We start from the raw sequence: 17,395 nt of genomic DNA on the forward strand, positions 1-17,395 counted from the left end.
AACCAATACCGTGCCAACGTGGCGCTCCCTTGCTAGGCGTGGGGATAGGTCATGGAGGCGAGCACACACGACCGGTTAGCCGGGATGGACTGCGCACCCGGGTTGATCAGCACTACACCGTTGGTGTCGACCGAGTAGGTCAGCACCGACTGGTTGGACGGGCAGATGCCCACAGACGGGGTCTGCTTCACAGGCCGGAACCCGTCCTGCACCGTGCCCACCTTGTACTCGGTGTTCGCGTTGAGCGCCGCAGCGGGCCGCCAGAACGTGAGCGCGACCGTCACCATCCCGTTACGGCGGTGCAGCACCACACCGCTGTGGCTGAACCCGGTCGGGGCGGTGATGGTGCCGGAGGCGTCACTCGCGACCGGCATCCACGACGTGCCGCTCGACACGAACTCGGCGCCCGTCGGATGCTCCCAGATCACCCGACCCGCCTCATGCGGCGGACGGGTGTCAGGCGTGCAGCGGATCTGCCCGTCCGAGCCGACATACCAAGCACGGCTCTTCACCTTCGAGCCCGCGATCGTCGTCGCACCCGAATCGACAGTCACCTCAGCCAGCGGCAACTCCCACGTCCCCGACGTGCCCGTGGAGTACGACGGCGACGGAGCACCCGCACCCGGGGTGCCCGGCACCACCGCCGCCCGCACCGTCCACGCGGCCCGATCCAGCCGCAACACCACCAAATCCACCCGCGTCGACCCCGACGAGTTCGCGGCCAACGATGGCAGGACCACCTCGGTGTCGTCGCTCTCCCACCCATACCCCTCGACGAGGGCCCGTCGGTTCGCCCGCAACCGCACCTCCCTGGTGCCGCTGCCCGGCGCGAACACCACCGGCGCGTCAGCGGGATGACCGAACACCCCCGACGCCGAACCGCCACCCATCAGCCGCTCATGCTGCACCTGCGTCACCGACGGGTTCGGATACGACAGCTCCGCCATCAGATGGTCTCCAATCTGTGCATACGCCGCTCCACCGCGATGTGCCGCGACCAGACCGGGTCGCTCGTTGCGTCCTGCGAACCGACGAGCACAGTCACCTGCTCACCACCGTCCGGGGAGATCCGCAGGTTCGCCTCACGGACCACGTCAGCGACCTCCGCACCCGACGCCAACTCCACCGACACCCGATCACCAAGGCCGTAATGCACCCCGTATCGCTGATCGGGTGTGTCGACGGTGACCGTCACCAGCCGCGACATCGCCGCGCCCTTCACCAGCGCCTCGTAGGCGGCCTGCTGCAGCTCGGATGTCGACGTGGTCGTGTCGTCGGACTGACGCTGATCGCGGAACGTCTCCATCCGCCACCAGCGGTTCACCCCGGCCGTGTCGACCCGCTCGACGATGACCCGGCTCGTGCCGACGTCCTTGCCGCCAACGATCACAGCAGTCGCGGTCGGCGCGGCCGGCTCGTACGAATACGAACGCAGGTTCCCCAGCCCGGGCGAGAACCGCACCGACCCGGTCCGGTCCACCGGCTGGAACACCTGAAACTCGACGTCCGTGCCGACCTGCTGCGTGCGGAAACCCAAACCACCGCCGGCGATGGCCACGGACCGCAGCGCGTCGCACAGCGGCTCGAACCTCGTCCCGAACGTGACGGACGAACCGACCCCCTGGTCGACGCCGAGGATCAGCTTCGGCAGCCGCCTCACCGCCAGCGCGCCAGGGCCGACGTTGAGGTCAACGAGGCTGCGCATGATGTCCTCGGCGTTACCCGTCGCCGTCCAGCGGGCGGTCGTGGTCTGCGCCCACGCCACCGCCGACGGCGTCGGATACGTCAACCGGGTCGCCACCAACGCCAGATCATCGGCGAACTGCACCGTCACCGTTCCCGGTTCGCTGTCCGCCCCGTCGACCGCCCACCGCTGCGGGCCGGCCTGCTCGATCGGCCCAGCCACGAACACCTGGCCGTCGCGGACGACCACCACCCGGCGGGCGGCGTCAACCTCGTCACCCGAAATCAGGGCGATCAGCTCCGGCGACGCCGGCGCGGTGAACTGCCCCGACGACGGCTCGTTGAACCGCAGCGTCACCTCAAGGCTCGTCCAGTTGGCGATCGGGTCACCGAGCACGTTGAGGTTCCGGTCAGTGATCAGGATGGCGATTCCGGCCGGCCGGGACTGCATCAAAGGCATGCGCTACGCCGTTTCATATCGAGGCACGTACGACAAGGTGATGTTCGTGGCGGCACCGGACCCCGACACCGAGAAAGTCACGTCGTTCAGGCCGGGCTGCAAGCCCCACAACACCGCGCCGGGCCAGTTCAGAGCGCCGCCCGACCAGTTCTGCCCGGCCGGGCCCCGCACGGCCGGCGGATCCGTCGTGATCGTCGCCGTCTGCCCCGCAGTGAGCGCCCCCCCGACCGGCGTGAAGGTGAAACTCTCACCCGTCGTCACGTTCGTCGCGACAACCACCGACGCCGGCCCGGTAATCGACCACACCGGCCACGCCTCCACATCCCCCCCGTTGACCGCCACGGTCGACCCGAGCACCGACGACGGCGACACCGTCAAATGCGGGTCCAGGTAGCTCACCGCAGCCCCGTTGCCATACGGCAGACTGATCGGCTCCGTCGCCCGCCAGAAAGGGTCCTCGCAGTACAGGCTCAGCACCGCCTGGTCGAACGTGTGACCCCACCCCGGCTCCCCATCAAAGCCGCCCTGGTAGAACGCCTCAATCTCCCGCGCAGTGCCATCCGGGCGCATCACCCGCAACCGCCCCGGACCCAACCGCCGGGTAGACGTGAACGCCCGCGTCAACGCCCGCCACCGCTCCACGAACTGCAGGTGACTGACGCCCTCCACGAACAGCGGCCACGTCACCACCCGCGCCTGCGGCTGGATGTGCCTCACCCGGGACCCGCCCCGCGGATGCGGATCGGCGACCTGCTCGACCGGCGCCGCCCCCAACCCAGCCCGACCCCTCGGCGTGAACCAACCCAACTGGGGGCTGTCCAACGGCCACTCCTGCCCATCCGGGGCGATCCACGAGAAGCGCGGAACCCGAGTATCGAACTCGGGGGTGATGACCCGCGGCTCGTCGACAACGACCGGGGCAAACTCGACCGTCGTGGCCGACACCAGCAGCGGCATCTACCGGCTCCTCCCGAACCTGGCCCGCAGCGCCTGCCGGTGCTGCAGCGCCTCCAGTTGCGCGATGGTCGCCTGCGAGTCGTGCAGGTGGTAATGCGTCTCCCCACGAGCGCCGGCCAGCGCCGCCAGGTCGGAGGGATGCAGGCGCATCGCCCCGCCGTTCGGCACCACCGTCTCCGGGCCCCGCTCCGCGAAGGAGTAGGTGCGGCCACTCGCCCCGACACCGAACACCGGCTCCGGGATGACACCGCCGTTGGCCATCGCCCAGTGGTTGTGGGCGTTGCCACCAGCGAAGTTGTGCTGCGCCCACACGCTGCCGGTGTACCGGTGCGGACTGCCGTTGAGCAGGTTGTACTCCTGGAACGGGGAGATGAACTCCTTCGTCCGCGCCCGGTAGTTGGTGAACACCCAGCGGGCCATGTCCCGGTTCGGCGCGTAGTCCACCGCCCGGTTCAAGGCGTGATACGACTGGCTGCCCGACAGCGTCGTCGCACCCGGCCGGAACCCAGAGATCAGCGACAGCGCGGGGAACGCCTGCCGCAGCACCTGCACCATCCACGGGGCGGTCGCCCCACCCGCCGGCGGCGCCGCCACGACCTTCTTCGCCGCGTCCGACTTCGACATGACGTACGAGTCGGACACGTCCACCGGGTACCGCATCCGGCTGCCCCAGTCCCGGCCCCCGAGCTGCTCGATCAGCCCGCCCGTGGCGTAGCCGCGCAGCGGAGGCAGGGCACCGTGCTGGTTGATGTAGTCCAGCGCCGGCCTACCCAGCTTCCGCGCCGCCGGCCGGCGGATCATGTACTCGTCGGCCGTCGCCATGATGGGGATGTTGTCGGCGGTGTCCGTCGGCGAATGGCCAGGGATCGGACCACCCTCGGCCTTGAACACCCGCGGGTCGCCGGCGTAGCCGCCGAACAGGTCCGAGCGGACCTGCGCCAGAGTGCGGCCGGTGGCCAGCGACCGCTGGAAGATGTACAGGTCGGTCAGCTGCCGGCCGAGCCGCTCCATGCCCTCCAGGAACAGATCCGTGCCCTTCTTCGGCGGGATCTGCCCGTACACGGCGATCAGCTTCTCGGTCTCGGTCTTGTTCAGACCAAGCCGCCGCGCCTCCTCCTTGACTGCCTTGATGCGCTCCTGGTGCTTCTTCGTCGCACCCTCGACCGACGTGCCGGTCTCGATCTCCGCATAGAACAGGTCGTTCGTGCGGCCCAGCAGCTCCTGCAGCGCGTCGCGGTTGTCGCGGCCCTTCGCGGTGTTGATGCTCAGGCTGCCGCCGTTCTTCTCCACCGCCACCGACAGGTCGTCCCACGACGCCTGGTAACCCTCGTTCGCCTCGCTGGCCGAGATGACCGAGCCGTACATCTTGTCGTGGGCCGTGCGCAGCAGGTCCGCCATGGTCCGCTGCGCGTCCATCGCCCCGGTCACCGCACCGGTGCGGGTCAGCAGCGCATCCATCTCCTGCGCCGCGACCGACTGCACCTCACCGAGCAGCGCGGTGCGCTCCTTTAGCTTGTCCGCGGCGGTGGTCGTGTCGGTGTAGAGGGTCGCGGCCTTGCCGAGCACCCCGTTGACCTCGTCCAGGCGGGACATGTAGGTGCCCGAAGCGTCCGCTCCGGCGATCTCCGCGTCGGTCAGGCCAGCGGCCTTCAACGTCGCGAAGTCGGCCGCCTCCGCCGTGCCGATGGTGGCCTTCCGCCACGCCTCGGCCTCCTTGCTGCCCTTGCTGAACCCGTCCGCCGTAATGTCCAGCCATTCGCGGTAGTACCGCATGTCCTCAAGCCAGTACCGGCCCTTGTCGATGGCCACGTCCAGCTCGTCCGACCAGCCCTTGACGGTCGCGCCCGCGTGCACGATCCCGCCGCTCACGCGGATCAGGTTCGACAAGGCCTGCGACAGGTCGTCGATGGCCGAGGCGCCCTCGTCGGCGTCCTCCGCCAACGTGGACAGGGTGTCACCGGCGGCGTCACCGATCCGGTCGAACGCGGCGGCGAACGACCCGACCACCGGGTCAGCCTTGTCCACCGCGTCAGCAAGGCCGGCGATCAGCTTCTTGCCACCCGACACCGCCCCCGACACCAGCGGATCCACGAACCGCGACGACGCGAAGATCCGATCCAGGTCAGGGCCGAGGTCACTCCAGCCAGCGCGGATATCGCCTATGCCGTCCAGGACCACCGGCACGAACCCGGCAGCGCGGTCCTCCAGGTCGCCGAGGATGAACGCGCCCAGCGACGCGCCGGCCGACTTGACCCGCTGGTCGCGGGCCGCCAGGGTCACGCCGCCGATCACGCCACCGACGCCGACGCCGCCGACGATCGCACCGGACACGCCTGCGGCGAGCGTGGGGGTCAGCGCCGCGGCGAGCACACCCGCGCCGGCGAACACCGCCGGCGGCGGGTTCTTGAACGACCCCGACAGGCTGGCGAAGAAGCCCTGGCTGGTCGACACGCCAAGGGTCGCCCCGAGGCTCGGGCCCGTGTCGCCAACGGACTTGCGGAAGCTGTCCAGGTCCCCGAGGGCCTTGTTCGCCTTGATCCGCAGCTCGATGTTGTCGGCGTCGTCACGCAGCTTCTCCAGCCGACCGCGTGAGGCCTCGATCGCCTTGATGACGCCCGACGGGTCGCCCTTGAGGTCGAGCGTGGGCAGGTCGAACGCCTTCAGCTCCCGGTCGATGCGCCGGGTCAGTGTCGACGAGAACGACTTGCCGACCTTCTCTGCCGGCTCGTCAGCCTTGACGTTGCGAAGCTTGTCCTTGAGTTCCTTGTCGAACTTGCTGGTGTCGGGGGTGACCTTGACGAACGCGTTGCGCAGGATCGTCATCAGCTGATGCCCCCCGTCAAGCCGCCCCGTGCGCCGTGCTTGATCGCCGCCGGAACCAGATGCGGCCGGGGCTCGGCGTCCTCATGGCCCGCCTCGACCAGCCACCCGTACCAGCCGGCACGAGTCCAGCCCACGCCGTAGTAGACGAGGCCAGTGGCGTCGTCCTCGATTTTCTCGATGCCGATGCCCTTGCCCTTGAGCTGCCCAGACTCCACCGGTGCGAGCTGCCGGGCATCCCGGGCGATGGCCGACGCCACCGCCCGCATCTCCTTCTGCACCTCGGGCAGCTCGGAGAGGGCGACCAACACGTCCTGCGGGATGCCCCGGTTGTCGACGTCCACGGTCGCCCCCTCTCACGCCGGAATCTCACCCCGCCACAACGCCTCACGACGCTGCCGGAACCGCTCATGCATCCGCTGGTCCCGGCCCTGCAACGGACCCTCCAACCAGTCGTGGAACTGCACACGCGGACACCCGCCAGCGCACTGCTGCCGGCAGTCCGACAGGTGCGGCGGGCGCAGGTGGACGTACAGCACGTTGAGCAGCTGCCGCATCGGAATGCGGGTCAGCCAGCCAGCACCGCTTCCACCGGCCGCAGATGCGCCAAGGCCGGGTGTGTTGAGGACGAGGTGCTCGCACTCGGCGAAGTTGTTGACTGCCCAGCGGAGGAGCCTCGCGGCTCCACGGTAGGGCGGCCGGTCTGCGCCTCGAACAGGTTGAAGGCCAGGTCCATCAGGCTGTCGGTGTCGCACTTGCGCAGCACCGCCAGCCGGTAGAACCGGTCGAACTGGGAGTCGTCCTGCCGCTTGCCGTCCTCGGCCGGCTTGGTGAGGGCCGCGCGGAATGCACCCCACATCGCCGCCATGCCGCTGGTGCCCCGCTCGCCGCCGAGAATGGCGGCGGAGAGCTGGAACAGCTGGATGGGCGGCATGACGCCCTCGACGGTGAACGACTCACCGAAGAAGTCGAAGGTGTCCCGGTCCGCGCCGGGGTCGAGCTCCCGCAGCGCCGCCCCGAAGCTACCCAGGTGACCCACGTCAGACCCCCTGCGCGAGGCCGCCGGACGTCCACCGCTTGTACGGGGTGGTCATCACGGCCGGGTCGGGCAGCTCGGCGGAGAACTCCACCGGCAGACCCGCCTTGCTGTCGAACGTGCCCCGCGCCGTCTCCACGGAGCCGACGTTGAACACCTGCGGCCAGATGATGACCTCATCCTCGTCGAGGCTCATGAACGCCAGCATGACCCGCACCTCGGCGCCCACCAGCGGCGGCACGTACACGTTGAGCTTCGTCGCGGCGGCGCCCGAACTGGTGATGGTGCCGCCGTTCATGGCCAGCTTCCAGTTCAGGTCGTTGATGTGCGACATGGTGAAACTGACCCGACCGGCCTTACCGGTCGTCACCGTCCGCACCGGGTACAGCGACTCGGCGACGGTGATGTCCGCCGTCTCCACCGACTCGGAGTAGGTGAGGCCGGAGTCGGTCGCACCGACCTCCAGCCAGTTCGTCCACGTCCCCGTGACCTTGCTGGCGGCGGCCGTGAACGTCGGGATGATGGTGCCCAGCGGGGCGTAGCGGATCAGACCAGGACCAGCCTTGATCTGCCCGGACTGGATGGTGGGCGCGGCCATGTCCTCAGCCCTTCTTTCCGGTGGTGGTGGCGGACGGCTGGACGCCGGACGCCTCGGTCTGGGCCTGCTGGCCCGACTTGGTGCCGGCGCCGGACACGAAGTCCTGCCAGCCGTGCTCCTCGACCAGGTGGGCCGGCACCGTCTGCCCCTTGCGGAAGGCGTAGACGCCGCGGCCCGGGTCGCCGAACGGGATGTCGCTGGTCGCGACCAGTTCGCTGCTCACGCTTCCTCCGGGTGCACTCGGTACTGAACTTGGCTGATGAACCTCGGCCGGCCCGACGTCTCGTCAGGTGACCAGAGCTGTGACAGGGGCATCGACACGCCGGTGACCCAGTCGAAGGCGCTGAGGAAGTCCCACAGGGCCGCCTCACCGGTGCGGGCGAGGGTCTTCGCTTGCAGGTCGGTGCCGCCCCACCACTCGACCTGGTACTCGGGCAGCGCCTCCCACGGCCAGGGCTGCGGGCCGCTCAGCGAGGCGACGCGCACGCTGGTCAGGGTCGAGGCGAGCTTGGTGCCCACCCGGCCCCCGTGCAGCGGAACGAGAGCCGGGTGGGTGTCGAGGAAGTCGATGAGCGCCTGATCGACGTCAGGCAGCAACGCGTACGCCATGTCAGGCCCCCTGCTCGACGCGCATCAGCACCGCTTCCAGGTGATGCAGTCGGCCCCGGGCCTTGTGCCGTTCCACGTCCCCGTCGACCTCGTACGTGTCGCCGTCCCACTGCACGCGGTCGGTCGCCTCCAGGTCGGCCTGTGGGCCAAGGAACATCCGCCAGCGGGTGACCGTCTGCTGCTGGTTGACGACGTCCTCGGTTGACGACACCGGCTGCACCTCCGCCGGGTAGGCCACCCCCGGCGGAGCGTTGTCCCAGTCGCGGTCCTGGTTGCCGTACGGGCCGTCAACGAGCGCGGCACGTACCCGAGTCACACGGTCGTGGAGGATCATCGTTCAGCCCCCGAGTGTGATCAGCCCGGCGGAGCGGCCGTAGTAGCGACGCAAACCCTGCCGTAGGTACGGTGCCGCCTCCATCCGCGCCGAGATCGCCTCGTACGCCACCGCGTAGTTGCCGATCTGCTCCCGCGACACGCCCTCGGGGTTCGCGTACACCGCGCCGGCCAGGGCCACGACCGCCTGCCGGGCCCGCTGCAACTCCTGCGCGCCCACGGCGTAGCCGTGGGTGTACGCCACGTCGACCTCGGTCGGCGGGGCGGTGAGCAGCTGCCAGCCCGTCTCTCGCCACAGCCGGTGCCCGCGCACTTGGTAGTCGCCGGACGTCAGCGTGGTGCCGTCCATCGCCACCGACTCCACCGACACCACCGGCAGCTGCGGTAGCCACAGCCACCGCCCCGGGCTCGGCTCCAACGTCACCGTCGAAGTCGCCCGGACAATGCGCTGCCCGGCCACTTCCTGCACCACCGCGGTCGCGCACTCGATCAACAGCGTCGCCGCCGGCACGTGCAGGTCAGCCTCGGCGATGTGGAGCAGGGCGGCGAGGTCCGCCGGCGTCGCCAGTTGGTCCGCCACCGGACCTCACCACCCCTCCGCTTCAGGACTTGCTGGACTTGCTGGTGCTGGTTGAGCCCTTGTAGCCGACCTCCCGCAGGGAGTCCGCGATGCTCTCCGGCACCGTGGCCCTCTTGCCGTCGATCGGGCTCACCAGGTCGACGTACTTCGGGGCGTCGTCCGGCCGGTCCTCGGTGAGGTTGCCCTGCTCCGACACGGGCCGCTGGTCGGCCGGCACGGTCGGGGTCGGGTCGGTTGCCGGGTTGGATCCCAGGTCGGCCGTCGTGGTCGCCTTCTTGATCGCCATGTCAGTCCCCCGATCAGGTGGCGTTGGTGTACTTGACGAACGAGGCCGGGTCGTTGACCAGCCACCCGTACTCGGCCTCGGCGAGGATCGCGACCAGGTTGTTCTCCCACAGGGAGACCAGCGCGCCGTTGATGGTGACGGTCGCCTCGGTGGACACCGAGTACGAGATCCCGCCGACGCTGCCCCACGCGGCCTGCGTCCAGTCGCCGCCGTAGCCGTAGATCTTCGGGGTCGCCGCCCACACGCCGGGGCCGACGAACGTCGGACGACCCAGCAGCCGACCCGCGCGGATCGGACCGGCGGTCTCGGTCAGCGGCGACTCGATGAACAGCGGCCGGTTCGCGGTGTCCTTCGCCGCGTTCAGCACCGGCTCGAACCGGTCGTCGAACGCGAACCCGGTGACCTTCTTACCGGCGTTGACCAGGGTCGCCAGGCCGGCGTTGAGGTCGCCGAACACGTCGGTGAACGCCGGCGTGGTGCCGGTGAACTCCTGCGTGGACGAGCCGGTGTCGAGGTTCGTCGAGAACGGCGAGGAGGTGCCGTGCAGCGCCGCGGCGTCGAACGCGGTGGCGAACGCCTCCGCGACCTGCTCCCGGACGACGTTCATGTAGCCGCCCGGGTTGGCGCGGACCACCTCGGAGGAGACCACCGCGATCGCGGCGATCTTCTTCGGGTCCATCGTCTTCAGGGTCATCGACCCGGACGACGCGGGCTTCTGCGCGCCTTCAGCGACCCACCCGGCGGTGAGCCGGCCGGTCACGACGGGGATGGACACGCCGTTCGCGCCCAGCTCCACCCGGCGGGCGAGCTGCTGCACGACGGACAGCTGGGCGGCCCGCTCGAAGATCGGGGCCGACTGGTCGCGGTTGAGGAAGCCGGAGAAGTCCGACAGCTTGGTTGCGGCGGTGATCGCCACGGTTGGCTCCTATCGGGAGGGCATCAGTCGATGCCGAGCTTCTGCTTGACGGTGTCCAGCAGCGGGTCGCCGTTGAGCGGCAGGTTGTTCGAGCTGGAGCCCTGCGACAGGTCCGGCCGTGGGCCGGGCTTGCGGGTGGTCTCCTGCTCGGCGGGCGGGGCGAGACGGGCGACGGCCTTGTCGATCGCCTTGACGTCCGGCTGGCCGTCCTCGTCGAGGAACTTCGCCAGGTTGAGGTCGTCGAGGGTGTCGTCGCCGATCCGGCCACCGGACCGTGCGGCGAACTCCGCGCGCACCAGCCGCTGACCCATCTCGGCCAGCGCGGCACTACGGCCCCGCTGCTCCGCCTCGGCGGCGATCTTCTCCGTCTCCGACATCTGCGCCGCCCGGAACTGCTCCAGCTCCTTCGCTGCGGCGGCGTTGGCCTTGGCCCGCTCCTCCTGCTTGCGCGACTGCGTCTTCCACTTCTCGGCTTCGGCCTGCCAGTCGACCGTTTCGGTCGCCTCCGGCGCCTCGGTGGTGGTGTCGGTCGCGGTGCTGCTCTCGGACATGTGGTGCTCTCCCGTTTCGGGTGTCGCCGCCCCGTTGCGGGGCGGATGGTCTAGGTGATGTAGCCGTAGCGGCGCAGCAGCCTGATGGCCTCGTCGCGGTCGCCGCCGGCGATCTGGTAGATCGACTCGGGCATCAGCCGCGGCGGCTTCGCCGACCGGTACCGGCGGCCCTGCTTCGTGCCGGTTTCCTTCGCGCCGAGCCGCACACCGGCCACGCCGCGGGTCGTCGTGCCCTCGGTGGTGACGAACAGGTCGTGACCGAACACCTCGGTGGCCTCCAGCCGGCCCCGGTCCCGGCCGGCGCGCAGGGCCTTCGCCTCCGCCGCAGTGATACGGGCGCCGGCCGGGGTCAGGCCCCGAGCACCGCGGCGGGCGTTGACGACCTGGCTGATGTCCGCGCCGTCGCGGATCGCCTCCGCCCCGGTCTGGGTGAACGCCGCGTCCTGCTCCTCAGGGGTCAGGCTGTCGAAATACTTCCGCGGATCGGTCGCCAACTCTTCGGAGTTGTCCTCGGCAGCGGGGATGTGCCGGCAGTCGCAGCGCGGATGCCGCAGGAAGCCGGCATTCCAGCGGTACCACTTCCCGGCCAGCACCACGCACCGGGAGCACGACGGCGGGCTGAGCAGCCGCACATACCCGCCCACGTTCTTGCGGGCGACCACCGCCACCCCGTCCGCCGTGCGGCCCGCGTCGGCGACCTGCGTCCGCACGATCATGTCCAGCGCCAGCCGGCCAACAGCAAGCGACCGCGGTACGGTCTCGCCCTGCTTCACCCCGGTCAGCGCGGTGATAGCCGGCTGGTAGAGCAAGGCCGCCAGGTCCCGGCCGTCCGACGCGACCCCAGCGAACGCGTCCACCCGGATCCGGCCCTCCGCCTCCGGGTCGATGCCCTGCGCCTCCAGCACATCATCCAGGTAGGCGCTCGACGACGCCGCAGCGAGCGCCTGAGCCGTCGAGAGCACCTGCACCGCCGCCGGCAAGCTCGCCGCCCACGACGGGCCGATCGCCTGCCGGTCGACCCGCGACCACAGCCGGCCCAACTCTGTCGCTGCCCGTCGGGCGAGGGCGACCTGCCGGCGGTAGTGCGCCAGCGCGATCTGCGCGGCGCCCACCGGTTACACCTGCTGGCCGACCAGACGCGACGCCGCGCCGATCGGGTCCAGCTCGTCCTGCCGGCGGAACTGCTCCCGCAGTCGGTCCTGCCGCGCCGGGCTGTACTTCAGGTCATCCCACGCGCCCTCACGCGGCAGAATGCCCGCCTGCGCCAGCTTCACCACCGCGTCGGCCTGCTGCGCCCGCGTCGGAGTCGCCGGATCACGCCACAACGTCTGCAACCGGCGGGCGGACGCATCCTCCTCGCCGGTCGCCACGTACAGCACCAGCCGCATCGCCTGCTCCCACGAACCCGACCACGCGGTCTGCTTCCGCTCACACCGCTTCACCAGCCGCGCCTCACGCGACCGGATCGCATCCGCCGACGCCGCGTCGTCCGCAGCCAGGCCGAAGTAGTTCGGCGGCAACGCCGTCACCCCGGAAGCCAGCCGGGCGTAGTGATCCACCGTCCCCGTCAGGTTCTTCAGGTCCGCCGACGGCAGCTGCCCCACCTTCGCCTGCTCGTTCGCCAGCGTCCACACCGACGAGAAGTAGGCCTCCCACTTCGTCAGCGGCTGCCCGTTCTGGTCGACGAAGTCACCCGCCGCAGCGCCGAGCACGAACCGCTGCGGCACGCTGTGCGTCTCCTGCGCCAACTGCAAGTTCGTCAACGACCGCGCCGCCGCATCCGTCAGCGGGATGACGTCCTTCATCTCCGACACCCCGGCACGGTTCGCCGTGCGAGCCCGGTTCACCACCGGCACCACCGGCACCACACCCATCCGGTGGTCATCCCGATCCACATCCACCCAGCGGCCCGCTGAGCCGCTCCAGGACAGCCAAACAGTGGCATCCGGGAGGTACAGGGTGCCCCGGGTGGCCCGGCCGTCACGCACGTCGTACAGCCGAAGCGCCGCCGACGCCCGCCGGGTCCGCGCATCCGTCTCGTGCACCAGCTCGAACGGCGACTCCACCGTCACCAGCGGCGTCGCCCCATCGTCCTCGTTCGCGCCGACGCAGATGTACGCCCGGCCGTAGATCAGCGCATCGAGGTGGGCGAGCTGCGACTCCTCGTCGAGGTTGTTGTCCTGCCAGATCCGCCACAGATCCTCGTCGGCCTCATCCACGCCCGGGAACCGGAAGCCCTCGATGTCGAGGCGCTCCTCCACCCCGTCTGCGGCCATCCGCGGCCAGTTCACCACCGTGAGGAACTGCTGCAACGAGGGCGGTACCGCCAGGCCGAGCTGCCGCAGCCGCTGCTCACCCTCGTAGTAGGCGTGCGCCGACTTCAGCGCGGTCTGCGCGTCCATCAGCTTCTGGTCGAGGCGGGCGACCGCGGCGGACTCATCAGCGGACAGAGCCACGGCCACCTCCTCTCATCGAAAAGCGACCACCCGGCGGTCGACAGGCTTGCCCCAGCCGGCCACCCGGGCGTCCGCTGCGGCCTCGTGGGCGAGGATCGACGCCATTGCCATGTCGATCTTCTGGTGCTCGTTCGGCTTCCCCAGCACGTACTTCTGACCCGGCTTCGCGACCTTCCGCGCATTGGCCACGTGCACCGCCGTGATGGGACAACCGTCGTGGCTGATCGCCCCGGTGATCAGGTCCGTTTCCATGCGCCGGATCGCCTCGTACATCTGCGTCGTCCGGTTCGTGCGCCACTGGATGACCCGCTTCTCCCCGAACCGCAGAGCGAACTCGTCGATGTCGGATTCCCAGTCCTCCGGGTCCCAGTACGACCGCTCCACGTCCAGCGTCGAGAACAGCTCGTCGACGGCCGCGCGCACCTCGCCGCGGGGGATCTCGCCGCCCCACTGCGCCGGATCCCACACCGTCGGTCGCCGGTCCGGGCCGTAGCGGGGCGTGAACTGGAAGCCGTCGAGCGTCTCTGCCCTGATGCCCGTCCAGTCGTTGTTCAGCGACCCGTCGAACCCGAGGCACACCGGCCGCTTCACGCCGGCACCGCCAGGGAGTCCCACAGGCCCTCACGCAGCCACGAACCCTGCCCGTAGACCAGCTTGTTGCCGAAGAACCGCTCAGCCTGCGCCGGATCCCGCTCCAGCATGTCCGCCGCCTCGGCCTCGATGCTGTCGAGGTCGACGTGCCCGCCGTTCTCCTTCAACGCCTCCCCGTACACGTACCGGTGGATGCGGCGCCGCTCCTGCTTGTTGCGGTACGACAGGTTCGCCGGCGGCTGCCGGAACTGCCGGTACACGTCCTGCGCCTGCGACTCGAACTGCAACTGGGCGACCGACTGCTCCGCCGGGTCCCACGCGTTCGTCGTCAGCGACGCCCGACCGCCCATGCCGGCCAAGCCGCGGTACTGGGTGTCGGCGACGTGCAGCATCCGGTTCGCCTTCGTCCACAGCCCGACCTCGTCCTGCGGGACGAACGTGACCCGCTGACCCAGCCGCGACTGCGCCGAGCTGGTCACCGTGTCGATCCGGCCACCGCCCGGCAGCCGGATGAACTCCTCACCCGTCTTGGGGATCAGATCGGCGAGAGGCCCCAGGTCGATCATCGGCCGCAGCGCGCCGTAGATGTTGTCCGTCTGCTCCTCGGACAGCGCCGTGATCTGGATCAGCGGCGTCGGCCACGGCATGCCCATCGGCTCGCCCGGCTCGTACGCGTACTCCCAGCCGCACCCGCAGCCATGCTCGGCACAGGCGTAGCCGTCGTCCCGGCCAGCCCAGCCGCCGAACAGCGCCGGGCCGGCGCCTTCCAGGCAGATGTGCGCCGCCGACAGCGGGCCCTTGCCCTTCTTCTGCGGATCGACCAGCACACCGCGCCGGTAGACGAACGCCGGCCCGAGGATCGGGTCGTCCGGCTGCCAGCGGGCACCACCGCGCACCAGGTAGAAGGCGGCGAGGTACTCGAACTGGAAGTCGTACAGGTTGAACGGCCGGCCGCGGCGGAAGCCGTCGGGGATGACGCAGTGCCGGGGAATCCAGTCGAGCGCTACCGCCAGGGGCTGCGGGCTACGCCCCGCCACCAGCGACCGCCTTCAGCCGATCCCGCGCGGACGGCGCCGCCGGTGTCGTCTCGGCCTGCTTGTCGGCGCGCTTCGCGGCCACCTGGTCGGTGGCGATTTTCCAGCCGTTCTCCTTCAGACCGGCCGGGGTCATGCCGATCTGGTCGGCCAGCCGGACCACCACGTTGCCCAGCGCGGCGCCGGCCTCCGGGTCTTCCATGCGCACCGACCAGCGCACCCACAACGCCACCGTGCGGTGACGCCACGGCTGCATCGACCAGGCGGCAGCCTGCGGAGTCCGCCACGCCTGCTGCCACACCTCCGCCTCTCGGGCGGTCGCATCAGGCAGCGGGAACCCAGGCACCTCATCCTGGTAGCCCTCCGACGGCAGGGCCGTCAGCGAGTAGCCAGTCTTCGCCGACTTCAGCGAGTTCTCGTCGGGCTGCGGGCCCGACCTGTTTCGTGCACCCCCACGGGCCATTGCCGATCATCTCCTTGCCACGTTTCGCGGCCACACCCGCCGTCACGTTGCGTCACGGTCGGGGACGTCTGAACCCTGCGGACCAGGGAGCCACCTCCCCGGCGGTCCTCTGACCTGCGGCGTTGGGGGTCACCCCCCACCCCCGCCGCCACTGTGCGTGAGGTCGCTCGGCCTGCTCACGCCCGTCGAGGGAGTGGTGCACGATCTCCCACTCGACCGACCCGTCGTCGCGCTTGACGGGCACGTTGTCCGGCCCGCACACGCAGGGCTGACCACCGCCGCTGTCGTGCTCGATGAGGTCGTTGACGGGGACGACGTGCACTGTGCTCATCGCTCGACCCGTCGATGGCCGCACCACGAGCAGCGCAGGAACCGGACACCGTGAAGCGGGTGGATGCGGCGGTAGTCGTGCAGCCCGAGCTTGTGCCGCAGTCGCCGCGTGGTGACGTACAGCCGGAACCACCACCGGTACGAGGCGGGGATGGGGTCGGCTTCGTCGCCTGACCACGGACTCGGGATCAGCAGAGCCGTCGGCTTGCTCATCGCTCTCGCCTCCACCCTCTATTGCATGGGCTGTGCTCGGGTCCGCGCCAGGTGCTGCGGTCGTCGGTGTGCCCGAGGTCCCAGGCCTGGCCGATGAGGATGCGGCGGGTGGGCATGACGCAGGTGGGTGCGGCGCAGTCCACCTCGCCCCGCTCCACCTTCGGGCGCCAGCGTTGGCGTTCGCGTTCGTGGGCCCGGTCGTAGCCGCGTTGCTGTCTGCTGCCACGCGCCTGGTCTGCCTCGCGTCTATGCGTGGCGCAACGCCCGCCTGATGTGAGTTGGGGGCAGCCAGGTGCTGAGCAAACGCGCAGGGCCTTCGGCATGGCTCACTCCGGCCAGTGCAGTGCGCACAGGGTCACGCCGATGACGGCGATGGCAGCCAGGCACAGGGCGAGCATCAGCGTGGGGCCACGCACCGGTTCACCCCCGGACATGCGGAAGCCCCGCCGTCCTGGGGGATGTGGCGGGGCTTCGGAGACACTGGTCTAGGTGTGATGTTCGTAGGTTGGCTGCCTACATGTCAAGTCGACGCGCTCACGCCGGCGGCTCCATCGTCATGGACACCAGCCGCAGCATCTCCAGCCCATCGACGAAGCGCACCTCAAGGCCACCCGTGCGCAGGGAGTCGTAGATCGCCTGGCTCACTCGGGCGCGTTCGGAGAGCGGCATCCATTGGTCCTCGCGCAGGGCTGCCGTCAGTCCGTTGAAGATCAGGCTGTATGCACGCTCGGAGACGGGGTCGGCGTGCGGGTTGACCAGGTCGCTCATGCTGCTGCCTTCCTGCTGGTGTGGGCCTGAATGTACTCGCCGAGGGCGAAGATCGACCCGTCGTCGGCGGCCCACGTGTTCTGGCAGCCGCGGCAGTGGGCGACCTGGGCGTGGAGGTTGACCCGCAGCTTGCCGGTCTTCTCACACGACGGGCAGGGCACGTGGGGCTCAAAGGGCGGGGCGATCCAGCGCGTGGCCGTGGCAGCCCACCGATACCACTGCCGCATCTCCGAGGCGAGGGCCGTCAACTCCCCGTCGTCCAACGTGGGGGCGCGGCCGACCATCGCCCGGATGTTGTCTTCCACCGTGTCCCGCAGGTCGACGCGCAGCGACCAGCACCAGCGGGCTGTGTATGCGGCGATGGCGGTGTGGGTGCTGAGAGCTTCCAGGGCGAGCGGTGGCCGGCTTCCGGGGGTACGCCTAGGGCCGGGCTCGTTCAGGCCGTCTACGGGCTCTACAGCGGCTTCGTGCAGCTGGGAGAGCAGTCCGGGTTGGGTGGTGCGCCACTCCCGGAACTTGCGGTTGCGGTTGGTGTCCCAGTACGGCACGCGCTCCACGTGGTGTCGGGGGTCGCACAGCTGCTCGGCGAGGCCGGTGATGGTGGTGATGGTCGTGTTGCGGTCCACGGTGTTCGGTCCCCCCGGGTTGTAGGCTGGCCGGTGCAGGTGGCGCCCTTGGCGGGGGTGCGGCGTGGGCGGGCTCCCGGGTGGC

The 17,395-nt window shown here is 70.0% G+C and carries 23 protein-coding genes; all 23 read right to left on the reverse strand.

The window, feature by feature from the left end; translation table 11 throughout:
- Positions 1 to 32 precede the first annotated feature (32 nt).
- Positions 33 to 947: a hypothetical protein gene (locus M2302_RS01310; protein WP_280836129.1), complete on the reverse strand. Its 915-nt coding sequence runs from the start codon at positions 945 to 947 to the stop codon at positions 33 to 35.
- Entirely contained in the window at positions 947 to 2,143 is a 1,197-nt protein-coding gene (locus M2302_RS01315; RefSeq protein ID WP_348529393.1) for a siphovirus ReqiPepy6 Gp37-like family protein, read from the reverse strand. Before M2302_RS01315 ends, M2302_RS01310 begins: the two co-directional genes overlap by 1 nt.
- Positions 2,144 to 2,146: 3 nt before the next feature.
- On the reverse strand, positions 2,147 to 3,100 hold the full coding sequence (locus M2302_RS01320; RefSeq protein WP_280836130.1) for a hypothetical protein: 954 nt from the start codon (positions 3,098 to 3,100) through the stop codon (positions 2,147 to 2,149).
- Positions 3,101 to 5,923 (reverse strand): hypothetical protein, encoded by a 2,823-nt coding sequence (locus tag M2302_RS01325; protein WP_280836131.1) that lies wholly within the window; start codon positions 5,921 to 5,923, stop codon positions 3,101 to 3,103.
- Positions 5,923 to 6,264: a hypothetical protein gene (locus M2302_RS01330; protein WP_280836132.1), complete on the reverse strand. Its 342-nt coding sequence runs from the start codon at positions 6,262 to 6,264 to the stop codon at positions 5,923 to 5,925. The genes M2302_RS01325 and M2302_RS01330 overlap by 1 nt, the downstream gene beginning before the upstream one ends.
- Before the next feature lie 12 nt (positions 6,265 to 6,276).
- A complete protein-coding gene (locus M2302_RS01335) occupies positions 6,277 to 6,477 on the reverse strand; it encodes a hypothetical protein (protein ID WP_280836133.1) in 201 nt (66 codons plus the stop codon).
- A gap of 11 nt (positions 6,478 to 6,488) precedes the next feature.
- Positions 6,489 to 6,959 carry a hypothetical protein gene (locus tag M2302_RS01340; protein ID WP_280836134.1) on the reverse strand — a complete coding sequence of 157 codons (471 nt, stop codon included), beginning with the start codon at positions 6,957 to 6,959 and terminating at the stop codon, positions 6,489 to 6,491.
- A gap of 1 nt (position 6,960) precedes the next feature.
- Entirely contained in the window at positions 6,961 to 7,554 is a 594-nt protein-coding gene (locus M2302_RS01345; protein ID WP_280836135.1) for a hypothetical protein, read from the reverse strand.
- A gap of 4 nt (positions 7,555 to 7,558) precedes the next feature.
- Positions 7,559 to 7,777, reverse strand: coding sequence for a hypothetical protein (locus tag M2302_RS01350; protein WP_280836136.1), 219 nt, complete (start codon positions 7,775 to 7,777; stop codon positions 7,559 to 7,561).
- Positions 7,774 to 8,163, reverse strand: a complete 390-nt coding sequence (locus tag M2302_RS01355) for a hypothetical protein (protein ID WP_280836137.1) — start codon at positions 8,161 to 8,163, stop codon at positions 7,774 to 7,776. The genes M2302_RS01350 and M2302_RS01355 overlap by 4 nt, the downstream gene beginning before the upstream one ends.
- Position 8,164: 1 nt before the next feature.
- Entirely contained in the window at positions 8,165 to 8,479 is a 315-nt protein-coding gene (locus M2302_RS01360; RefSeq protein WP_280836138.1) for a head-tail adaptor protein, read from the reverse strand.
- Positions 8,480 to 8,500: 21 nt separating this feature from the next.
- Positions 8,501 to 9,076: a hypothetical protein gene (locus M2302_RS01365; protein ID WP_280836139.1), complete on the reverse strand. Its 576-nt coding sequence runs from the start codon at positions 9,074 to 9,076 to the stop codon at positions 8,501 to 8,503.
- Positions 9,077 to 9,098: 22 nt separating this feature from the next.
- Positions 9,099 to 9,362 carry a hypothetical protein gene (locus M2302_RS01370; protein ID WP_280836140.1) on the reverse strand — a complete coding sequence of 88 codons (264 nt, stop codon included), beginning with the start codon at positions 9,360 to 9,362 and terminating at the stop codon, positions 9,099 to 9,101.
- A 13-nt stretch (positions 9,363 to 9,375) separates the two neighbouring features.
- Positions 9,376 to 10,278 (reverse strand): phage major capsid protein, encoded by a 903-nt coding sequence (locus M2302_RS01375; RefSeq protein ID WP_280836141.1) that lies wholly within the window; start codon positions 10,276 to 10,278, stop codon positions 9,376 to 9,378.
- Between the two features lie 23 nt (positions 10,279 to 10,301).
- The gene (locus M2302_RS01380; protein WP_280836142.1) at positions 10,302 to 10,829 is read right to left on the reverse strand and encodes a hypothetical protein; all 528 of its coding nucleotides are present in this window, start codon (positions 10,827 to 10,829) and stop codon (positions 10,302 to 10,304) included.
- Positions 10,830 to 10,879: 50 nt separating this feature from the next.
- Positions 10,880 to 11,941: a hypothetical protein gene (locus tag M2302_RS01385; RefSeq protein WP_280836143.1), complete on the reverse strand. Its 1,062-nt coding sequence runs from the start codon at positions 11,939 to 11,941 to the stop codon at positions 10,880 to 10,882.
- 3 nt (positions 11,942 to 11,944) lie between these two features.
- Complete coding sequence (locus M2302_RS01390) at positions 11,945 to 13,285, reverse strand: phage portal protein (RefSeq protein WP_280836144.1); 1,341 nt, start codon at positions 13,283 to 13,285, stop codon at positions 11,945 to 11,947.
- A gap of 12 nt (positions 13,286 to 13,297) precedes the next feature.
- Entirely contained in the window at positions 13,298 to 13,876 is a 579-nt protein-coding gene (locus tag M2302_RS01395; protein ID WP_280836145.1) for a terminase TerL endonuclease subunit, read from the reverse strand.
- Positions 13,873 to 14,913 carry a hypothetical protein gene (locus M2302_RS01400; RefSeq protein ID WP_280836146.1) on the reverse strand — a complete coding sequence of 347 codons (1,041 nt, stop codon included), beginning with the start codon at positions 14,911 to 14,913 and terminating at the stop codon, positions 13,873 to 13,875. The genes M2302_RS01395 and M2302_RS01400 overlap by 4 nt, the downstream gene beginning before the upstream one ends.
- Positions 14,900 to 15,373 carry a hypothetical protein gene (locus M2302_RS01405; protein WP_280836147.1) on the reverse strand — a complete coding sequence of 158 codons (474 nt, stop codon included), beginning with the start codon at positions 15,371 to 15,373 and terminating at the stop codon, positions 14,900 to 14,902. The genes M2302_RS01400 and M2302_RS01405 overlap by 14 nt, the downstream gene beginning before the upstream one ends.
- Positions 15,374 to 15,700: 327 nt before the next feature.
- On the reverse strand, positions 15,701 to 15,916 hold the full coding sequence (locus M2302_RS01410; protein ID WP_280836148.1) for a hypothetical protein: 216 nt from the start codon (positions 15,914 to 15,916) through the stop codon (positions 15,701 to 15,703).
- 534 nt (positions 15,917 to 16,450) lie between these two features.
- Complete coding sequence (locus M2302_RS01415) at positions 16,451 to 16,684, reverse strand: hypothetical protein (RefSeq protein ID WP_280836149.1); 234 nt, start codon at positions 16,682 to 16,684, stop codon at positions 16,451 to 16,453.
- Positions 16,681 to 17,310 carry a hypothetical protein gene (locus M2302_RS01420; protein WP_280836150.1) on the reverse strand — a complete coding sequence of 210 codons (630 nt, stop codon included), beginning with the start codon at positions 17,308 to 17,310 and terminating at the stop codon, positions 16,681 to 16,683. Before M2302_RS01420 ends, M2302_RS01415 begins: the two co-directional genes overlap by 4 nt.
- Positions 17,311 to 17,395 lie beyond the last annotated feature (85 nt).

It is taken from the genome of Micromonospora sp. A200 (genome assembly GCF_029893845.1).
GTDB classification, from domain to species: domain Bacteria; phylum Actinomycetota; class Actinomycetes; order Mycobacteriales; family Micromonosporaceae; genus Micromonospora; species Micromonospora purpureochromogenes.

Bases quoted from the DNA above. Each gene is read 5' to 3' on its own strand.
- M2302_RS01310 (WP_280836129.1), bottom strand. From the start codon at position 947: ATGGCGGAGCTGTCGTATCCGAACCCGTCGGTGACGCAGGTGCAGCAT.
- M2302_RS01315 (WP_348529393.1), bottom strand. From the start codon at position 2,143: ATGCCTTTGATGCAGTCCCGGCCGGCCGGAATCGCCATCCTGATCACT.
- M2302_RS01320 (WP_280836130.1), bottom strand. From the start codon at position 3,100: ATGCCGCTGCTGGTGTCGGCCACGACGGTCGAGTTTGCCCCGGTCGTT.
- M2302_RS01325 (WP_280836131.1), bottom strand. From the start codon at position 5,923: ATGACGATCCTGCGCAACGCGTTCGTCAAGGTCACCCCCGACACCAGC.
- M2302_RS01335 (WP_280836133.1), bottom strand. From the start codon at position 6,477: ATGCGGCAGCTGCTCAACGTGCTGTACGTCCACCTGCGCCCGCCGCAC.
- M2302_RS01345 (WP_280836135.1), bottom strand. From the start codon at position 7,554: ATGGCCGCGCCCACCATCCAGTCCGGGCAGATCAAGGCTGGTCCTGGT.
- M2302_RS01355 (WP_280836137.1), bottom strand. From the start codon at position 8,163: ATGGCGTACGCGTTGCTGCCTGACGTCGATCAGGCGCTCATCGACTTC.
- M2302_RS01370 (WP_280836140.1), bottom strand. From the start codon at position 9,362: ATGGCGATCAAGAAGGCGACCACGACGGCCGACCTGGGATCCAACCCG.
- M2302_RS01380 (WP_280836142.1), bottom strand. From the start codon at position 10,829: ATGTCCGAGAGCAGCACCGCGACCGACACCACCACCGAGGCGCCGGAG.
- M2302_RS01405 (WP_280836147.1), bottom strand. From the start codon at position 15,373: ATGGCCCGTGGGGGTGCACGAAACAGGTCGGGCCCGCAGCCCGACGAG.
- M2302_RS01410 (WP_280836148.1), bottom strand. From the start codon at position 15,916: ATGAGCAAGCCGACGGCTCTGCTGATCCCGAGTCCGTGGTCAGGCGAC.
- M2302_RS01415 (WP_280836149.1), bottom strand. From the start codon at position 16,684: ATGAGCGACCTGGTCAACCCGCACGCCGACCCCGTCTCCGAGCGTGCA.